This is a genomic window from Pectobacterium aroidearum, from assembly GCF_041228105.1.
GTDB classification, from domain to species: Bacteria; Pseudomonadota; Gammaproteobacteria; order Enterobacterales; family Enterobacteriaceae; genus Pectobacterium; species Pectobacterium aroidearum.
Window position 1 is genome coordinate 1,014,642 of the sequence record NZ_CP166097.1, and the last position, 18,468, is coordinate 1,033,109.

Genomic DNA, 18,468 nt, shown 5'->3' on the forward strand with positions numbered 1-18,468 from the left:
TTCGAGTTGCAGGAAGGCGGCGACACAGTGAATCCCCAGGAGCTTACTCAGGTAAGTGACTGGGGTGAGCGAGGAAAGCCAACGCACATGCAGCTTGAAGTATGACAGGTATTTAGGTACAGCCGTTCAACTTAAGAGAAAAATCGATAGTACATTATGGCGCAATTCTACTCTCCAAACCGGCGTGTGACGACCCGGAAAGCGATTCCTGCTAAGAACCTCACTGTTACGGTCACGTCACTTGACCCGTTTGGGCAGGGAGTGGCGCGTCACGAAGGTAAGACGGTGTTTGTCACGGGTGTACTGCCGGGAGAGCAGGCTGAGGTCCAACTGACGGAAGATAAACGTCAGTTTTCGCATGCAAAGCTTAAACGCCTGCTGACGCACAGCCCACAGCGCGTTGAACCGCGGTGCCCTCACTTTACCCGCTGCGGCGGCTGCCAGCAGCAGCACGCGGACATCACGCTGCAACAGAGCAGCAAAACGGCCGCATTAATGCGTCTGATGACGCGGGAAACAGGCGCTGAGCTGCCTGACGCGTCTCTGATTGCTGGCACACCTTATGCCTATCGGAGGCGCGCGCGGCTTGCGTTATACTTTCAGGCAAAAGAGCAGCGTCTGTTGATGGGCTATCGGCAGTCAAATTCTCACGATTTGGTGGATATCAAAGCTTGTCCGGTGCTGCGCCCTGAGCTTGAAGCGCTGCTGCAACCGCTGCGCGACTGCCTGAGCCGATTAAAGGCGGTGAAGCGCCTTGGGCATGTGGAACTGGTGCAGGCGGAAAACGGTCCGCTGCTGGTGCTGAGGCACCTTGATCCGCTGCATCCAGCGGATGAGCAGGCGCTGCGAGATTTTGCCGAGCAGCAGGGCGTTTCGGTTTATCTGGCGCCGGATGCCGATTCGCTGACGTGTCTGCACGGCGACGAGCCGGTTTATCACGTAGCCGGACTGACGCTGGCCTTTAGCCCGCGCGATTTTATTCAGGTCAATGATGCGGTCAACCAGCAGATGGTTGCACAGGCGCTGGCGTGGCTGGATGTGCAACCGCAGGATAGAATATTAGATCTGTTTTGCGGTATGGGTAACTTCACGCTACCGCTGGCACAGCGCGTCGCCAGCGTCGTTGGCGTTGAAGGGGTAACCGCGCTGGTAGAGAAAGGGCGCGAAAATGCCCGACGCAATGCGTTGTCCAATGTCACATTTTTTCACCAAAATCTTGAAGATGACGTCACACAGCAGCCGTGGGCGGCTCAGGGTTTTGATAAGATATTACTTGATCCGGCACGTGCGGGCGCGGCAGGCGTGATGGAGCAGATAACCCGACTGGCACCTAAACGGGTGGTGTATGTTTCCTGTAATGCCACGACGCTAGCGCGCGACAGCAAAGTATTACTGGCGGCAGGTTTTACGCTGGTGAATGTCGCGATGCTGGATATGTTTCCACATACCGGGCACCTTGAATCGATGGCACTGTTTTTGCACGATACCGGCACGCGAAAGGCGTAATAAGCTGCAAAGCGGCGTCGTTTGCAAGGTGAAGGGTAACGTAGGGAGAAATTATGGTTGCGGTAAGAAGTGCGCATTTGAATACGGCAGGTGAATTTGTCCCTGACGCGTGGATTGCTTCGCTGGGTATTTCCAGCCAGCAATCATGTGAACGTTTAGCCGAAACCTGGCGTTACTGTGAGCAGCAAACTCAAGATCACTCCGATGCACCGCTACTGCTGTGGCGCGGCATTGAAATGGTGGAAATCCTGTCCACGCTCAGTATGGACAATGACAGCATGCGCGCGGCGCTGCTCTTTCCACTGGCGGATGCAAACGTGGTCGATGAGGCCACGCTGGAAGCCGCATTTGGTAAAAATATCGTTGATTTGGTGCATGGCGTGCGCGATATGGATGCAATTCGCCAGCTCAAAGCAACGCAGAATGACTCTGGCGCGTCTGAGCAGGTCGATAATATCCGTCGCATGTTGCTGGCGATGGTGGAGGATTTCCGCTGCGTGGTCATCAAGCTCGCCGAGCGGATCGCCCACCTGCGTGAAGTGAAAGATGCCCCGGAAGAAGAACGGGTATTGGCGGCCAAAGAGTGTACCAATATCTACGCGCCGTTGGCGAACCGCCTGGGCATCGGGCAGTTGAAGTGGGAACTGGAAGATTTCTGCTTCCGCTACCTGCACCCGGATGAATATAAAAAAATCGCCAAATTGCTGCACGAGCGCCGTATCGATCGTGCGCAGTACATTGATGATTTTGTTAAAACGCTGCGCGATGCGATGAAAGAAGAGGGCGTGCAGGCAGAGATTTACGGCCGTCCCAAGCATATTTACAGCATTTGGCGCAAGATGCAGAAGAAAGCGCTGTCGTTCGATGAGCTGTTTGATGTGCGTGCCGTGCGCATTGTCGTTGAGCGTTTGCAGGACTGCTACGGGGCACTTGGGATCGTCCATACCCACTACCGCCACTTGCCGGACGAATTTGACGACTACGTCGCCAACCCGAAACCGAACGGTTATCAGTCTATCCACACCGTGGTGTTAGGGCCGGGCGGAAAGACGCTCGAAATTCAGATTCGTACGCGCCAGATGCATGAAGATGCCGAACTGGGCGTCGCGGCACACTGGAAATATAAAGAAGGCACCTCGATAGGCGGACGTTCCGGCTACGAAGGCCGCATTGCCTGGCTGCGTAAACTGCTTGCCTGGCAGGAAGAGATGGCCGATTCGAACGACGTGCTGGACGAAGTTCGCAGTCAGGTGTTTGACGATCGCGTGTATGTCTTTACGCCAAAAGGCGACGTGGTGGATCTCCCGGCTGGTTCCACTCCGTTGGATTTCGCTTACCACATTCACAGCGATATCGGGCACCGCTGCATCGGGGCAAAAATCAGCGGGCGTATTGTGCCGTTTACCTACCAACTGCAAATGGGCGATCAGATTGAAATCATCACCCAGAAGCAGCCGAACCCGAGCCGTGACTGGCTGAACCCGAATCTGGGGTATATCACCACCAGCCGCGGACGCTCCAAAATCCAGAACTGGTTCCGCAAGCAGGATCGCGACAAGAATATTCTGGCGGGACGGCAGATTCTGGATGACGAACTGGCGCATTTGGGAATTAGCCTGAAAGCGGCGGAGAAATTGCTGCTGCCGCGTTACAACGTGAATTCGCTGGATGAATTACTGGCTGCTATCGGCGGCGGCGATGTTCGTCTGAACCAGATGGTGAATTTCCTGCAATCGCAGTTAAAACAGCCGAGCGCGGAAGAACTGGATCGTGAAGCACTGCGCCAGCTGACGCAGAAATCGCAGCAGCCGCCAACGCGTACCCATAAAGATAACGGTCGCGTGGTGGTCGAAGGCGTCGGTAACCTGATGCACCATATCGCGCGCTGCTGCCAGCCGATTCCGGGCGATGAAATCACCGGGTTCATCACTCGCGGTCGTGGGATTTCGATTCACCGCGCGGACTGTGAACAACTGGATGAACTGCGCGCCAGCTCGCCGGAGCGGATTGTGGATGCGGTATGGGGCGAAAGCTACTCCAGCGGTTATTCGCTGGTGGTGAGGGTGATTGCCAACGATCGCAGCGGCCTCCTGCGGGATATCACCACGATTCTGGCGAATGAGAAGGTCAATGTACTGGGCGTCGCCAGCCGCAGCGACACCAAACAGCAACTGGCAACGATTGATATGGACATTGAGATCTACAACCTGCAAGTACTGAGCCGCATTCTGGCGAAGCTCAACCAACTGCCGGATGTGATCGACGCGCGGCGCCAGCAAGGGGCGTAAATGATGGTTTCACCATCAGCCAGTTGAAAACCTTGCACGAGTGTGGTGAAAATTTTCGTGCGTGGTTAGCAATATTGTTCTTTGTGGCACCAGTGCCACGCCCGACTGAGGGATGCTCAGATGCCGCATCCCTCAGAACCCAGGCTTTTGGCGAGAATTGTGCCGCGTTGCGGTTCCTTCGATGCATATGCCCGCTGTCGAGCCACCTGTGACGCGTTCCCGACGCGGCACAGGCTTTCGCCGCGTCCATGCGGCTCACTCGGCGGTCATGTGCATCTCAGCACAATTTTTTACGCCGTTGAAATGAAAATAGTGATGTCTTTGCGATTTTTAGCCGAAGTTGGCTGCCGTATTTTGCTATTTTTACACAAATTTTTGCAGGAATATTATGACCGTATCTTTGACGAATCTATCCTCCGTCGAGCGCCTGCTCGCCATCATGAAAACCCTACGCGATCCCGAAAATGGCTGTCCGTGGGACAAGAAACAGACTTTTGACACTATTGCGCCTTATACGCTGGAAGAAACGTATGAGGTGCTGGACGCCATCAGCCGTCAGGATTTTGATGATTTGCGCGGTGAGTTAGGGGATTTGCTGTTTCAGGTGGTGTTTTACGCGCAGATGGCACAGGAAAAGGGCTTATTCGATTTCTCCGACGTGTGTAATGCCATCAGCGACAAGCTGGAACGCCGCCACCCGCATATTTTTGGGGATCTGACGCTGACGGATAGCGATGCCGTGCTGGCAAATTGGGAGCAGACAAAAGCGCAGGAGCGAGCGGAGAAAGATCGCCATTCTCAGTTGGATGATATTCCAGATGCGTTGCCTGCCTTGATGAAAGCGCAAAAAATTCAGCAGCGTTGTGCGTCTGTTGGCTTCGATTGGGACAGCCTGGGGCCGGTGCTCGATAAAGTGTATGAAGAGATCGATGAGGTCATGTTTGAGGCGCGGCAAGCCGTTGTCGATGAAGAAAAATTAGGTGAAGAGATTGGTGATTTATTATTCGCCACAGTCAATCTCTCTCGTCATCTGGGACACAAGGCCGAGAATGCGTTACAGGCCGCGAATCGTAAGTTCACTCGCCGTTTTCGTGAAGTAGAACAAATCGTTACGGCATCGGGAAAGACGTTGGAACAGGCAACGCTGGACGAAATGGAAGCCGCGTGGCAGCAGGTGAAAAAACAGGAAATCAGTCATTAATCCCTATTTAGCGCTAAAGCCGTTTTTTATTGATTTTAACGTTTTTATTTTATTGTTTTTAAAGGTGATTGTGGGGTGAGGTGAAGGTGGTTTCACCTCGTCTGCGCGTGTGTTGGAATCGTCACATTGTGTAAAACGAACATTTGTGGCGCTCATCAGGTTCAGGTATACTACTTTCCCGTCTTGGTACTTCCATCGTCTTTAAACCTAAACTCTCAGGTTCAGCATGACAACTAATTATATTTTTGTGACCGGCGGGGTCGTTTCCTCTCTGGGTAAAGGCATTGCCGCAGCCTCTCTGGCGGCTATTCTCGAAGCCCGTGGCCTCAACGTTACCATCATGAAACTGGACCCGTACATCAACGTGGATCCGGGCACGATGAGCCCGACGCAACACGGTGAAGTCTTTGTCACCGAAGACGGCGCTGAAACCGATCTGGACTTGGGTCACTACGAGCGTTTCATCCGCACCAAAATGTCGCGCCGCAACAACTTCACCACTGGCCGTATCTACTCTGATGTCCTGCGCAAAGAGCGCCGTGGCGACTATCTGGGCGCGACCATTCAGGTGATCCCACATATCACCAACGCGATTAAAGAGCGCATCATTGAAGGTGGCGAAGGCCACGATGTCGTTCTGGTCGAAATCGGCGGAACTGTCGGTGATATCGAATCCTTACCGTTCCTTGAAGCGATTCGGCAGATGGCGGTACAAGTAGGTCGTGAGCACACGCTGTTTATGCACCTGACGCTGGTGCCGTATCTGGCGGCGGCGGGCGAAGTGAAAACCAAGCCGACACAGCACTCCGTTAAAGAACTGCTTTCCATCGGTATTCAGCCTGATGTGCTGATTTGCCGTTCTGACCGCACCGTGCCTGCCAATGAGCGTGCAAAAATTGCTTTATTCTGTAATGTGCCGGAAAAAGCAGTAATATCCCTTAAAGACATTGATTCGATTTATAAAATCCCGTCGCTATTGAAATCACAAGGGCTGGACGATTATATTTGTAAACGATTCAGCTTGAACTGCCCTGAAGCAAACCTGTCAGAATGGGAACAGGTTGTGTATGAAGAAGCGAATCCGGGCGGTGAAGTCACTATCGGTATGGTCGGCAAATATGTTGCGCTGCCGGATGCTTACAAATCCGTGATTGAAGCGCTGAAACACGGTGGCTTGAAGAATCGCCTGACGGTGAATATCAAGCTGATCGACTCGCAGGATGTCGAAACCCGTGGTGTCGAAGTACTGAAAGATTTAGACGCTATCCTGATTCCGGGCGGTTTTGGCTATCGCGGCGTTGAAGGGAAAATCATGGCGGCGAATTACGCCCGTGAGAACAATGTCCCTTATCTGGGCATCTGCCTGGGGATGCAGGTCGCATTAATGGAATTTGCCCGTAACGTTGCCGGAATGGAAGGGGCAAACTCAACGGAGTTTGTGCCAGACTGTAAGTACCCGGTGGTTGCGCTGATCACGGAATGGCGTGATGAGAACGGCAATGTTGAAGTTCGTGATGAAGCCAGCGATCTGGGCGGCACCATGCGTGTTGGTGGGCAACAATGCCATCTGACCGAAGGCAGTCTGGTGCGTCAGATGTACGGTGAGCAGACGATTATCGAACGTCACCGTCATCGTTATGAAGTGAACAACATGCTGTTGAAACAGATTGAAGCGGCGGGATTACGGGTTGCTGGTCTTTCCGCCGACCGCAAACTGGTGGAGATTGTTGAGTTACCCGATCATCCCTGGTTCGTTGCCTGTCAATTCCACCCGGAATTCACATCAACGCCGCGAGATGGACATCCCCTGTTTGCCGGCTTTGTGAAAGCCGCTGGCGCGTACCAGAAGCGTCAGGTGAAGTAAGAGTTATACCAGCAACGCGCGATCGCTATCGCGCGTTGCTCGTCTAGGGTTTTAGTTCTATCTAAAGTTTTAGTTTAACTTGTACTGAGGAAAATCTAATGTCCAAAATTGTTAAAGTCATCGGCCGTGAAATCATCGACTCACGCGGAAACCCAACTGTTGAAGCGGAAGTTCATCTGGAAGGTGGTTTTGTAGGTCTGGCTGCTGCGCCATCAGGAGCTTCTACTGGCTCTCGCGAAGCGCTGGAACTGCGTGACGGTGACAAATCCCGTTTTCTGGGCAAAGGCGTAACGAAAGCCGTTGCCGCTGTTAACGGCCCGATTGCTCAGGCTGTTGTGGGTAAAGACGCGAAAGATCAGGCGAACATCGACAAGATCATGATCGACCTGGATGGCACTGACAACAAATCCAAATTCGGCGCTAACGCCATTCTGGCTGTGTCTCTGGCTGCTGCTAAAGCTGCTGCTGCGTCAAAAGGTCTGCCGCTGTATGCTCACATCGCTGAACTGAACGGCACCCCAGGCAAATATTCTATGCCACTGCCAATGATGAACATCATCAACGGCGGCGAGCACGCGGATAACAACGTTGATATCCAAGAGTTCATGATTCAGCCTGTTGGCGCGAAAACGCTGAAAGAAGCCATCCGTATGGGTTCTGAAGTGTTCCATACTCTGGCTAAGGTTCTGAAATCCAAAGGTATGGGTACCGCTGTGGGTGACGAAGGCGGCTACGCGCCTAACCTGGGTTCCAACGCCGAAGCACTGGCTGTTATCGCTGAAGCGGTAAAAGCAGCAGGCTACGAGCTGGGCAAAGACATCACGCTGGCGATGGACTGTGCAGCATCTGAATTCTACAAAGACGGTAAATACGTTCTGGCTGGCGAAGGCAACAAAGCGTTCACCTCTGAAGAATTCACCCACTTCCTGGAAGATCTGACCAAACAGTACCCAATCGTGTCTATCGAAGACGGTCTGGACGAATCTGACTGGGCTGGCTTCGCATACCAGACTAAAGTTCTGGGCGACAAAATCCAGCTGGTTGGTGACGACCTGTTCGTAACCAACACCAAGATCCTGAAAGAAGGTATCGAGAAAGGCATCGCTAACTCCATCCTGATCAAATTCAACCAGATCGGTTCTCTGACCGAAACGCTGGCTGCGATTAAAATGGCGAAAGATGCAGGCTACACGGCTGTTATCTCTCACCGTTCAGGCGAAACTGAAGATGCGACCATCGCTGACCTGGCAGTAGGTACAGCGGCTGGCCAGATCAAAACCGGTTCTATGAGCCGTTCTGACCGCGTTGCTAAATACAACCAGCTGATTCGTATCGAAGAAGCACTGGGTGATTCTGCACCGTTCAACGGTCTGAAAGAAGTTAAAGGCCAGTAATTACGTCTTTGGTGTATCAGGCCACTGAGAAAACGGCCTGATATACGCCAACGTGATTAACCCTAAAAATCCAGAAGCGTGAAAACGTTTCTGGATTTTTTTATGGCAGACATCCTTGTCCGCCACCCTGCGGGCCGTTGCTGCGCAACGTTGAAAAACGCTCTGTTCCTTCCTTTTGTCAGGTATCTGATGCCTACTTTGGGGTATCAGTTATACGCCTCGTTTTTATATTTTAATTTTTAAAATTCAACGATTTATAAAATAAATCCCTCTATCGCTCTCCTTATTTTCTTTTTGTCATGTCTGTATAGTATGCGGCGATATATAAAAAACTACATATCGATAATTGACATGATATTGGCCAACAGGGATATAGCGGATGAAAGCCCGAAAAAATAATAGAAAAAAAGCACAGTGGTTATTGCCAGCATTAATGGTGGTTGTTCCACCTGTATTGAGCGCCGAACCGATAACGAGTAAAGACAGCGAAAAGGCAAAAGCGGCTGACGTTATGGTCGTTAAGGCAGGGCGTAGTGAGGAGAATGCGAATCTGGCTGGTGCAGGGATGACGACCGATGATGTGGAGATCGGGCCATTAGGTAAACGTTCAAGACTGGATACGCCGTATTCGACCACGACTGTAACGGAAGCCATGATTGACAATCAGCAGGCAAAAAATGTTAACGATCTTCTGAAATACAGCGCGTCCAGCCAGATGCAGGCGCGGGGCGGTATTGACGTAGGCCGTCCGCAAAGTCGTGGTATGCAAGGCGACGTGCTGGCGAACAGCCGACTGGATGGGTTAAACATTATTTCCACTACCGCCTTTCCGGTTGAGATGTTGGAGCGATTGGATGTCATTAATAGCCTGACTGGCGCACTGTATGGACCAGCCAGCCCTGCCGGACAGTTTAACTTCACGCAGAAAAGGCCAACGGCGCAGACGTTAAACCGTTTTACCGTAGGCTATTCCGGTAAAGGTGCCGCGATGGGACATGCTGATTTGGGCGGACATATGGGGGACGAAAATCAGTTCGGCTATCGCATCAACCTGTTACAGGATGAGGGCGAAGGAAGTACCAGCAACAGCACACTGAGGCGGCAGTTAGCCAGCGTCGCCTTTGACTGGAACCTCTCGCCCGATACGGTGTTGGAAGTTAACGCCAGCGAGTACCGCTTCCGCAAAATGGGTTATGCCAGTGGGTTTTCCTATGGACCGACGATTCAGCTACCCAGCGCGCCGGATATTACGAAACAGGGATACGGGCAAAGCTTTGCGGGTCTTGATCTGATAACAAAAACGGCCAGCACCCGCCTGAAACACTACTTTAATAATAACTGGTATGCCTCGGGTGGTGTGGGTTATCAAACCGCCGATCGTGGCATGCGTTCACTATCGCATTCTATTACCAACAATCAGGGCGCAGTGAGCACTTCTCTGACGCAACCTTACAGTGCCGGGCGCTTTAAGGTACTGAGCAATACGCTGCAACTGAACGGCCATATTGATACGAACGGGCCTTCCCATGATGTGGTCTTCAGTACCACCGGATACCAGTGGACGATCTATAGCGGGCTGGGGAATGGCAAGCGCTTTCCGTTGGGAAGTAGCACCATTGATTCACCACGTAATTACGCCGATCCCAGCGATGGGCGTTTTTATCTGGGATCGGGTCGTTATAAATCCAGCCGCACCAGCCAGCAGGCTATCACGGCGGGTGATACCATCACTTTCAACGATCGCTGGTCGGCGATGGGCGTAGTGAGTCAAAGCTGGCTTACCTCACGCAGTTTTGGCTCTGATGGTGGCGTGACCCGTGATACCGGCACCAGCCCGACAGTGTCATTGATGTACAAACCGTTGCCCAACGTGATGACCTATGTCGCCTATGCCGATTCGCTGGAGCAGGGCGGCACTGCGCCAACGGATGACTATGTGGTGAATAAAGGGCAGACGCTGAAGCCTTACCGCAGTACCCAGTATGAAGCGGGGGTGAAATCACAGTGGGATGGGTTGAATCTGAACGCGGCCATTTTCCGTCTGGAACGCCCTTTTGCCTATGTTGCGTCAGATAACGTTTTCAGGGAGCAAGGTAATCAGGTTAATACCGGGCTGGAGCTGATGGCGGATGGTGAAGTGCTTTCCGGCTTGCATGTCTATGCCAGCACAACGCTGCTGGATCCGAAACTGACTGACACAGGGATCGCAGCAACGACGAATAAACGGGTGGTCGGGGTGCCGAAGTTGCAGGCCAACCTACTGACGGAATATAGCCACCCGTCTTACCCCAATATGGTCTATATCGCGAACCTCCACTACACCGGTAAGCGTGCAGCCAATGATACCAATACGACGTGGGCGGATAGCTATGTCACGCTGGACTTGGGCACACGCTACGGCTTTAAGCTGTACGATAAGCCTGCGGCGTTTCGCGTTGCACTCAATAATGTCACCAATGAGCGTTACTGGGCTTCTATTTTCCCCGGCAGCACAGATGGCATTAACGGCGGTGCCAACGCTTTCGTCGGCGATCCGCGTGAAATTCGCGCTTCTTTGACCGTTGACTGGTGATTGTGATGCAGAAACGTAACCTTACCACGCTCTATCGCGAGTATTTACTCAATGCGTTAGTGTTGCTGGCGGTGAGTTTCTCCGGCGTGCATCAGGTTCAGGCGGAAACGCCTGAACCTGCGCAGCGGACGATTCACTATTACGGCGATCGCTCGGTGACGGTGCCTGCGACGGTTGAGCGGGTGGCTACCTCGTGGAATGCGCAAAACTCGATATTGGCTATGCTCGGCTATGGCGATCGTATTGTCGGAACGACGAAGCTGGTGCGCGATATGCCGCTGTTCCGCCAGTTTGTACCATCCATTACGCAGGCGTCGCTGGTTTCCCAGAGCGGAAGCATGGGAATTAATACCGAGGCGCTGATCGCACGCCGTGCTCAGGTCTTTTTCGTGTCGGACAGCGTGCCGGTTGCGGAAGCCGAGGCGCTGAATAAAGCCGGTATTGCCATCGTACCGCTTCGCTACAACTCGCTGGCAGCGATGGTCGAACGCACGCTGATTACCGGTGAGATTCTGGGACCGGAAGCATCGCGTCGGGCACAGGATTTCGCCGCCTACTATCAGGACAACGTCAGGCGCGTGACGGAGGTGATCGAGAAGATCCCCCCTGAGCAGCGCGTCAAGGTCTACCATGCGGTTGGCGATCCGCTAACCACATCGGGACGACCTTCACTGAATCAGGACTGGATGGATCTGGGCGGCGCGATCAACGTGGCGGAACCGTGGTTTAGCCGTGCTGGAGTGACAACGGCACCCGTATCGCTCGAGCAGGTTTTTCAGGCCGATCCTGATGTGATTATTACGATGCGGGCTGAGGATGCGAAGGCGATCCGTCAGGATGCGCAGTGGCAGCAGCTACGTGCAGTAAAACAGGGGCGGGTTTATGCGAATCCGCTGGGCATGTTCTGGTGGTGCCGGGAAACGTCGGAGCAGGCGCTGCAATTTCTTTGGCTGGCAAAAACGCTGTATCCACAGCAGATGCAGCACATTGATATGGCAAAAGAGACGCATGATTTTTATCAGCGTTTTTACGGTATCGATTTAACCGCGCAGCAGGTGGATTCAATTTTGTCTCCACCTTAACCGAGGTGGATTATTTGATGACAGGGCCGCATCGTGATGCGGCCCTGTTTTTTTAGACACAGACATGAGGGGATGGCGCGGATTAAGCCAGCTGTTTGAGGATCGCTTTGGCGACGACTTCCGAGCTTGCCGGGTTCTGACCAGTGATCAGCTTGCCGTCTTCAACGAGGTACGGTGCCCAGTCGGGGCCTTTTTCGTATAGTCCGCCCAGTTTCTTGAATTCATCTTCAATCAAGAAAGGCACTACGTCCGTCAACTGAACCGCTTCTTCTTCACCGTTGGTAAAGCCCGTCACTTTGCGACCTTTAATCAGGGCGTCGCCATTTTCTGCTTTCACATGAATCAGGACGCCCGGTGCGTGGCAGACAAAACCGGTTGGTTTGTTGGCGCGTACAAAGGCTTCGATGAGCGCGATCGAGACCGGCGATTCTGCCAGATCCCACAGCGGGCCGTGGCCACCGGGATAGAAAACGGCATCGAAGTCCTGTTCGCTGACGGTATCGAGTTTTACCGTATTAGCCAGTTCCTGCTGCGCAGCAGGGTCGGCTTTAAAGCGATGCGTCAGCTCAGTTTGAAAATCGGCCAGATCGCTTTTCGGGTCGAGAGGCGGCTGGCCGCCAGCAGGGGAAGCGAGCACCAGCTCGGCGCCTGCATCTTTAAAGGTGTAATAAGGGGCGGCAAACTCTTCCAGCCAGAAGCCGGTTTTATTGCCAGTGTTGCCCAGTTTGTCGTGAGAAGTCAGTACCATTAAAATTTTCATCGTTTTTCTCTCTATGGTTGCAGGATGAATGGGGGAATCGATGCCGATTACCCTTTGAGGGCAGCGACAATCGCGTCTTGTTTCTCATGGTAAGGTGCACGCAACGTCAGGTTAGACGCGCCATCCTCACTCTGTATGACAATCGGTTTAGCGTGGCTGAAACGGCGGAATCCGTGGACGCCGTGGTATGCACCGATGCCGGATGCGCCAACGCCACCGAATGGGAGCGTGTCGATAGACACGTGCGTCATCACATCGTTGATGACCAGCGCACCGGATGTGGTTCTGGCGGCGAAGCGCTGCTGCATGGCGTCATCATGGCTGAACAGATACGCTGCCAGCGGACGTGGATGCGCGTTGATATAGGTAATCGGTTCTTCTGCTGTCTGATAGGTTTTAACCGGCAGCAGCGGGCCAAAAATTTCTTCCTGCATGATCGTCATATCGTCATGGACGCCGAACACGAGATGCGGTGCAATTTTGCGGCTTTTAGCATCGTAGGGGGCTTCGCCTTCCGGTGCCAGACTGACGACGGTTGCGCCTTGCTGCTCGGCTTCTTTCAGGAGTCGAATCAGGCGATCGTAATGCCTGTCAGCAATGATAGACGTGTAATCCGGGTTCGCCTGTAGCGTTGGGAAGCTTTTCTGCATAAAGGCTTTCGCGGCATCGCGGAAGGCCTGCTCCTGGCCTTCGGGCAGCAGAACATAGTCCGGCGACAGGCAGATTTGCCCAGCGTTGAAGGTTTTCACCGTCAGCGTGCGCTCCACGGCTTCGGTGATATCTGCGCTGCTATCGATCACGACTGGTGATTTTCCACCCAATTCTAGCGTGACCGGCACCAGATTCTCTGCCGCCGCGCGCATCACGTGTTTCCCCACGGCAGTGCTGCCAGTGAAGACCAGATGATCGAACGGCAGCTCGCTGAATGCCTGACCGATTTCCGCATCACCCAGTACCACAGCCAATTCCAGCGGGTCGAAATAGTGGGCAATCAGTTCCGCCAGCAGTTCAGACGTACGCGGTGTGAGTTCTGACGGCTTCAGAATCGCGGTATTACCGGCAGCAAAAATGTCAGCCAGCGGGCCAAATGACAGGTTCACCGGAAAGTTCCACGGGCTGATCACGCCGATCACGCCCAGAGGCTGATGCTGAATCCATGCCTGCATACCGGGAGCGGGTTCATCAACTGGCTCTGGCTGCATCCAGCGTTCAACGTTGTCGATGGCGTTCTGTAGCATCTTCAAGGTGGTGCCGACATCAGCGGCGAAGGAGTGATACAGGCTGCGATGGCCGAAATCTTCACTCATGGCTTGTGCAAGCGCCACGTGGTTTTCGCGGATCAGATTGATGCTGCGCTGTAAGCGATCTTTACGCCGTGCGGCATCGGCAGGGCCAGATGCAATGTGAGCACGCTTCATCGTATTCAGGATAGCCTGTAAATCCTTTTTGGATTGTTGTGTCGACATGTTTTGTCCTCTTTTATTCGTCGAGTACCAGAGAAAACAGAAGGTTAGCCGGAATTTTTGGGCTAATCAGGATGGGATAAAGGATACGGCAGGGGTTGATACACTCGCCAACAAGATTATTATTCGAGGGGTATAAATAATTTTATATCTCAATCTCTATAGGTATTGTATGTCACTCATCCGGTTACGCACATTTGTGGAAGTCTATCGGCAGCGCTCGATTAGCGGGGCGTCGCGCGCGCTTAATCTGACTCAGCCTGCGGTGTCGCAGCACATTGCCGGGCTGGAGGTGGCAGTGGGGCGGCGTCTCTTTGAACGTCAGGCAAACGGCGTGACGCCAACATCGGCGGCAGACGATCTGGCGGCGGATCTGGGCGATAAGCTTGATGAAGCCGAGGCGGCACTGGCTTCCGCCCGCGCGCGATCAATGGACGTCGCAGGCACGCTGCATATCATTGGCCATGCAGATTTCATGGCGGAAGTGGTGTCGGAGCAGCTATTACCGCTGCTTGAAGCAGGCGTGCGGGTGCATATGCATACCGGCGATGGCGATTTGATTAAACAGATGCTGCTGGAAGGACACTGTGATTTGGGTATCACGGCGCACCCGGTGACGGATAAGCGGCTGAAAAGCGATTTGCTAAAGAGTGCGACGCTACAGGCGGTGGCAGCACCTGCGATTGTCGAACGGCTATTGCAGGCCGGTGACTTGCCACAGGCGCTGGCGCAGGAACCGATGCTGGCGTATGACCTTGAGCTTCCCCTGATTGATCACTGGCTGAAGAAGAACCACATGGAGGATAAGGGGTTGGTGCCTGCCGTGGTGAGTCAGGATCTGCGTGCGCTGCGTCGCGTGCTGACCAGCGGATTTGGCTGGACGGTCATGCCGGTGTATTTATGTCAGGATCTGCTGGATGCCGGGAAACTTGCGATTATCCCGCCCCCCGTCGGTACTACACAGCTGGATTACTATCTGGCCTGGGTGCCGGGCGCGCTGCGCCAGCCGCGTTTAGCCCATGCGCGGCAGACCTTCCTGTGGCGATTACAGCACGCGGAATAACGCCATTCTCTGCTACAGAAAGCACCATTTTTCAAGGTATCACGAGGCAGTGTCCATTGACGATACGGCCTGCCTTCCTCCTGACTTCCCTTCTTCCATCCTGTGATCGCCATAAACGAACTGCGGGTTTCGTTCAGTTAAAATGGCTTTTTATAAAATCTTTGACGCGGATCGCACCAATCTTCCCTGTGCTGCCAGCGCGGGGCGCGTGGTGGCAAAAGCGCAAAGGTTTTCACGATCGCCGGGCGCTAACGTAACTGCGTGACACCTTCATAACTAAAAATGTTCGGGGAAGGATGGCGATGAAAACGCGTAAGATCGGTTTGGCTAACTATTTAGCCTACGGTTCGGGGGACTTTCTTGGTGCTGGTACAACCGCGCTGACGGCCGCCTGGTTACTCTATTTTTACACCACGTTCTGTGGTCTGACGCCGATTGAGGCAACCTTTATTTTTGCGATGGCGCGCGTGCTCGATGCCGTCGTCAGCCCGCTGATGGGCTTCCTGACCGATAACTTCGGTTCCACCTGGCTGGGCAAACGCTTTGGCCGCCGTAAATTCTTTATTCTGCTCGGTATTCCCTGCGTGTTCAGCTACAGCTTCATGTGGGTCGGGGACATGGGCTATTGGTACTATCTGCTGACGTATTTGCTGTTCGATATCGTCTACACCATGGTGCTGGTGCCGTATGAAACGCTGGTGCCGGAAATGACCGACGATTTCAAACAGAAAACCAAGTTCTCTGGCGCACGCATCGCACTGGCGCAGCTTTCCGCCATTTTAGCCGCGTTTCTTCCGGGCATTCTGCTGGGCTACTTTGGCAAAGACAACGCCGTTTCTTTCTTCTATTCGAGCCTGGTGTTCTCCGTTATCTGTGCGCTGGTGCTGACGTTGGTCTATTTCTTTACCTGGGAACGCCCGCGGGATCAAATGTCGGAAGCGTCGCTACGGGCGGAGAAAGAACGTCAGTCTCTGACGTTAGGACAAAGCCTGAAACGGCTGAACGTCGAACTGCTCTCAACGCTGCGCATTCGTATTTTCCGTCAGCATCTGGGTATGTATCTGGGTGGGTATATCGCTCAGGACGTGTTTAACGCCGTGTTCACGTACTACGTGGTCTTTGTGCTGATGCAGAGCCCAACGATGGCGTCTAACCTGATGGGAACGATGGCGATTCTGCAATTCATCGCGGTGATTGGCATGATTCCGCTATGTATCCGCTTTGGGCCAGCGCCGTCTTACCGTTTAGTCGTGTGCCTGTTCGGCCTGAGCGCCTTCTCCTACGCGGTTCTGTGGTACAGCGGCCTGCATGACACCTTCTCTCTGCTGTTGTTGATTTCTGCGCTGGCTGGCATTGGGCGCGGCGGGATCAACTACGTGCCGTGGAATACCTACACTTACATCGCTGACGTGGACGAAGTGATCACCGCGCAGCGTCGCGAAGGGATCTTCGCCGGGATTATGACGCTGACTCGCAAAGCCTCTCAGGCGGGGGCGGTGATGCTGGTGGGCGTGGTATTGCAGCTATCCGGCTTTGTGTCCGGGCAGAGCGTACAAGCTCCAGGCGTCAGCCACACGATTCTGATGATTTTGAGCGTTGGCACCGTGGGCGTGCTGGCGCTGGGTTTCCTGGTTTCTCTGCGATTTAAACTCAATCTGCAAACGCACAGCGTGCTGCGGGAAGAAACGCTGAAAATGCGCGAAGCCGGGCGCCCTGTACCGGAAAAGATTACGCCGCAGGCGCGGGCAACGGTCGAAATGCTGGCTGGTATGCCGTATGAATCGCTGTGGGGCAACAACAACATCGGCTACCTGAACCGCCATAAAGGCGACAAGCCGGTCACGCATGCCACGCAGTCGTAACTGTATTGAACTGTTAACTGATAACTCAATTGGATGAATGACTATGACCGTATTCAGTGTAAAACATAGCCCGCTTTTACGTCAGCCGGAACGCTTCATCTCCCGTGAAGGTCTGAAGGCGCTGATTTGCCGTATCACCGACAATCTGGTGAATATTGAGGATAAAACCGGTGAGTTCTTGTTACGGCTGGACGATGGTCGGGTGATTGATACCAAAGGCTGGGCGGGATGGGAATGGACGCACGGCATCGGGCTGTACGGGATTTACCAGTATTATCAGCAGACGGGTGACGAGCAGATGCGTGCCATCATCGACGACTGGTTTACTGAGCGTTTGGCTGAAGGTACGCCGACGAAGAACGTGAACACCGTATGTCCGTTCCTGACGCTGGCTTATCGCTATGAAGAAACGGGCGACGCGCGCTGGCGGCCGTATCTGGAGCGCTGGGCGGAGTGGGTGATGTATGAAATGCCGCGCACGGACAAGCAGGGTTTGCAGCACATTGTTTATAACAATGAAAACCACCAGCAGCTGTGGGATGACACGCTTATGATGAGCGTGCTGCCGCTGGCGAAAATCGGCAAGCTGTTAAACCGGCCCGAGTTTGTGGAAGAAGCCACGTATCAGTTCTTGCTACACGTGCAATACCTGATGGATCGTGAAAGCGGCCTGTGGTTCCACGGCTGGACGTTCGAAGGGCAGCACAACTATGCCAAAGCGCGCTGGGCCCGTGGTAACAGCTGGCTGACGATCGTGATTCCTGAATTTATCGAACTGCTGGATCTCCCGGAGCATAACGCGACACGCCGCTTCCTGTTGCAGGTGTTGGAAAGCCAGATTGAAGCATTGGCGAAATATCAGGATGACAGTGGCCTGTGGCACACGCTGATTGACGATCCAAACTCGTACCTCGAAAGCTCGGCAACCGCCGGTTTTGCCTACGGTATTTTGAAAGCGGTGCGCAAGCGCTATGTCGATCCGAGCTACGCTGAAGTGGCGGAGAAAGCGATTCGCGGCGTGATTAATCACGTTAATGAGGATGGCGAACTGACACAGGTATCATTCGGTACGGCGATGGGCAACGATCTGGACTTCTACCGCAACATCGCGCTGACCTCCATGCCGTACGGTCAGGCAATGGCGATCCTGTGTCTGGCGGAATATTTGCGGGTATATCTGTAACAGCTCATCGCAACTCTTATATGCAAATGCTGTGAATTTTTATGGTTTGGCCGTTATCCGGCGTGAAAATTATGCAGCGGTGCGCTTGACCGCCGAGTGAGCGACAGGACGTCGCGAAAGCCAGCGCCATGCCGGGAGCATGTCGCTGGCGGCTCGAAAAGCGGTCAAACGCACCGATGGAACCGCGTAGCGGCATAATTTAGCCGGAAGCCTGGGTTCGTAGGGCGGCG

Annotated in this window: 12 protein-coding genes; 10 read left to right on the forward strand and 2 right to left on the reverse strand. The window is 53.7% G+C overall.

All coding sequences use genetic code 11. The features are described from left to right. The first annotated feature begins 156 nt into the window (after positions 1 to 156). The 7 genes from rlmD (at position 157) to AB8809_RS04590 (ending at position 11,907) form a co-directional block, all read left to right on the forward strand. Positions 157 to 1,506, forward strand: a complete 1,350-nt coding sequence (gene rlmD / locus AB8809_RS04560; protein WP_349854462.1) for a 23S rRNA (uracil(1939)-C(5))-methyltransferase RlmD — start codon at positions 157 to 159, stop codon at positions 1,504 to 1,506. Between the two features lie 53 nt (positions 1,507 to 1,559). Further along, on the forward strand, positions 1,560 to 3,794 hold the full coding sequence (relA, locus tag AB8809_RS04565) for a GTP diphosphokinase (RefSeq protein ID WP_349854461.1): 2,235 nt from the start codon (positions 1,560 to 1,562) through the stop codon (positions 3,792 to 3,794). A 388-nt stretch (positions 3,795 to 4,182) separates the two neighbouring features. Next, positions 4,183 to 4,995 (forward strand): nucleoside triphosphate pyrophosphohydrolase, encoded by an 813-nt coding sequence (gene mazG / locus AB8809_RS04570; RefSeq protein WP_180778671.1) that lies wholly within the window; start codon positions 4,183 to 4,185, stop codon positions 4,993 to 4,995. Positions 4,996 to 5,221: 226 nt separating this feature from the next. After that, a complete protein-coding gene (gene pyrG / locus AB8809_RS04575) occupies positions 5,222 to 6,859 on the forward strand; it encodes a glutamine hydrolyzing CTP synthase (RefSeq protein ID WP_015841533.1) in 1,638 nt (545 codons plus the stop codon). Between the two features lie 98 nt (positions 6,860 to 6,957). Next, positions 6,958 to 8,253: a phosphopyruvate hydratase gene (gene eno / locus AB8809_RS04580; RefSeq protein ID WP_015841532.1), complete on the forward strand. Its 1,296-nt coding sequence runs from the start codon at positions 6,958 to 6,960 to the stop codon at positions 8,251 to 8,253. Between the two features lie 379 nt (positions 8,254 to 8,632). Then, positions 8,633 to 10,825, forward strand: a complete 2,193-nt coding sequence (locus tag AB8809_RS04585) for a TonB-dependent siderophore receptor (RefSeq protein WP_349854460.1) — start codon at positions 8,633 to 8,635, stop codon at positions 10,823 to 10,825. Between the two features lie 5 nt (positions 10,826 to 10,830). Further along, complete coding sequence (locus tag AB8809_RS04590; protein ID WP_349854459.1) at positions 10,831 to 11,907, forward strand: ABC transporter substrate-binding protein; 1,077 nt, start codon at positions 10,831 to 10,833, stop codon at positions 11,905 to 11,907. Between the two features lie 82 nt (positions 11,908 to 11,989). On the opposite strand, the gene AB8809_RS04595 is transcribed toward AB8809_RS04590, so the two are convergent. Together AB8809_RS04595 and AB8809_RS04600 are read right to left on the reverse strand one after the other, a co-directional pair. Further along, the gene (locus tag AB8809_RS04595; RefSeq protein ID WP_015841529.1) at positions 11,990 to 12,667 is read right to left on the reverse strand and encodes a type 1 glutamine amidotransferase domain-containing protein; all 678 of its coding nucleotides are present in this window, start codon (positions 12,665 to 12,667) and stop codon (positions 11,990 to 11,992) included. A 47-nt stretch (positions 12,668 to 12,714) separates the two neighbouring features. Then, positions 12,715 to 14,133, reverse strand: a complete 1,419-nt coding sequence (locus AB8809_RS04600) for a coniferyl aldehyde dehydrogenase (RefSeq protein ID WP_320702742.1) — start codon at positions 14,131 to 14,133, stop codon at positions 12,715 to 12,717. 169 nt (positions 14,134 to 14,302) lie between these two features. Here AB8809_RS04600 and AB8809_RS04605 point away from each other — a divergent pair, with 169 nt between their 5' ends. The 3 genes from AB8809_RS04605 (at position 14,303) to AB8809_RS04615 (ending at position 18,238) form a co-directional block, all read left to right on the forward strand. Then, positions 14,303 to 15,193, forward strand: coding sequence for a LysR family transcriptional regulator (locus AB8809_RS04605; RefSeq protein WP_349854458.1), 891 nt, complete (start codon positions 14,303 to 14,305; stop codon positions 15,191 to 15,193). 302 nt (positions 15,194 to 15,495) lie between these two features. Then, positions 15,496 to 17,055 (forward strand): MFS transporter, encoded by a 1,560-nt coding sequence (locus AB8809_RS04610; RefSeq protein WP_180778674.1) that lies wholly within the window; start codon positions 15,496 to 15,498, stop codon positions 17,053 to 17,055. Positions 17,056 to 17,098: 43 nt separating this feature from the next. After that, the gene (locus tag AB8809_RS04615; RefSeq protein WP_015841525.1) at positions 17,099 to 18,238 is read left to right on the forward strand and encodes a glycoside hydrolase family 105 protein; all 1,140 of its coding nucleotides are present in this window, start codon (positions 17,099 to 17,101) and stop codon (positions 18,236 to 18,238) included. Positions 18,239 to 18,468 lie beyond the last annotated feature (230 nt).